This window comes from Chitinophagaceae bacterium (assembly GCA_030053935.1).
Lineage (GTDB): Bacteria > Bacteroidota > Bacteroidia > Cytophagales > JASGCU01 > JASGCU01.
The window spans coordinates 1-1,456 of record JASGCU010000112.1; the positions used below are offsets into that span (position 1 = coordinate 1).

At 27.8% G+C, this 1,456-nt stretch carries 1 protein-coding gene; it reads left to right on the top strand.

Features of this window, described 5'->3' with window-relative positions:
- Nucleotides 1–238 precede the first annotated feature (238 nt).
- Nucleotides 239–1,375 carry a site-specific DNA-methyltransferase gene (locus QM536_09110; protein MDI9357166.1) on the top strand — a complete coding sequence of 379 codons (1,137 nt, stop codon included), beginning with the start codon at nt 239–241 and terminating at the stop codon, nt 1,373–1,375.
- Nucleotides 1,376–1,456: the final 81 nt, after the last annotated feature.

Sequence of the window (1,456 nt, forward strand, 5' to 3'; positions counted from 1 at the left end):
ATTTCTACCTGTTTTTTTGTAATTTTCATTGCTCATACTCTACATTTTTTATTATTGTTGCAAAAATACATATTTTTTTGTTAAAAAGTACATATATTTATATAATTTTCAAATATTTAATTTTTAGAACTCCCCTAAAATAACAAGGTTATTATATTTATAATGTAATAACCAATTCTTTTTTTTGAAAGAAAATCTTTCATAATCTCTTCTCCATTTTTACAAAAAAAAATAACCCATGCACTATAAAAAATTAGAAATACTCAATACAGCAAAAGATTACGAATTAGATCAAATTAAAATTCTTGGGAATAAATATAAAGCAGAAGATATCTATTTTGAAGTATTTGAAGATAAGATACACATTTTTCTTTATCAATTAGATTTTTTTTCCTTCAAAAAGGATATAGCTTTGCTTACACATCAAACTCATAATATAGAATTATTGACTCTTATATTTGAGAAAATAGAGAGTATTAAAAGTTATGGAATTAAAAATAAAAAACGAGTTTATGTTGGTTATAATGATGAAAAAAAAGTTTCCGATAGAAAGGAAAAAGAGCAAAAAAGAAGAGTTGCATTTTATTCTCATAATAATACCTTTTCAAAACAAAATAATTCTTTGCCAAAAGAATTTGAAAATAAAATTATGTGTGATGACAGTTTGACATTGCTAAGAAAACTTCCCGATAATTGTATTGACTTGATATTTACTTCACCGCCCTACAACTTTGGGCTTGATTATGCTCAAACTGATGACGACCATGTATGGGAAAATTATTTTGATACGTTGTTTGAAGTTTTTGAACAGTGCATCAGAGTATTAAAATACAGCGGTAGAATTATTGTAAATGTTCAACCCCTTTACTCTGACTATATTCCAAGTCATCATTTGATAAGTAATTTTTTTATAGAGAAAAAATTAATTTGGAAAACTGAAATTTTATGGGAGAAAAACAACTACAGCGCAAAATTCAGCAGTTGGGGAAGCTGGAAAAGTCCAAGTAGTCCGTACTTAAAAGGAACATGGGAGTATTTGGAGGTCTTTTGCAAAGGCACTTTGAAAAAAGAAGGCGAAAAAGAAAATATTGATATAACCGAAGACGAATTTAAAAAATGGGTAAATGCTCAATGGAGCATTGCCCCCGAAAGAAATATGCAAAAATTTGGACATCCCGCAATGTTCCCCGAAGAATTAGCAAAACGAGTAATGAAACTTTTCTCATATAAACATGATATTATTCTTGACCCTTTTAACGGTGCAGGAACTACTACTTACGTTGCTAAAATATTGGATAGAGGATATTTAGGAATAGATATTTCCGAAAAATATTGTGAAACAGCAATACAAAGAATAAACAGCATGCTCTTATAAAAAATGGAAAAAACAACAACACAAGATATAAAAAAACTAATAGAGGCATATAATTTGCTTGTCAAAGGAATTGAAAATAAA

What these genes read in the sequence shown, in the direction of transcription:
- QM536_09110 (MDI9357166.1), top strand. Translation starts at nt 239, where the DNA reads ATGCACTATAAAAAATTAGAAATACTCAATACAGCAAAAGATTACGAA.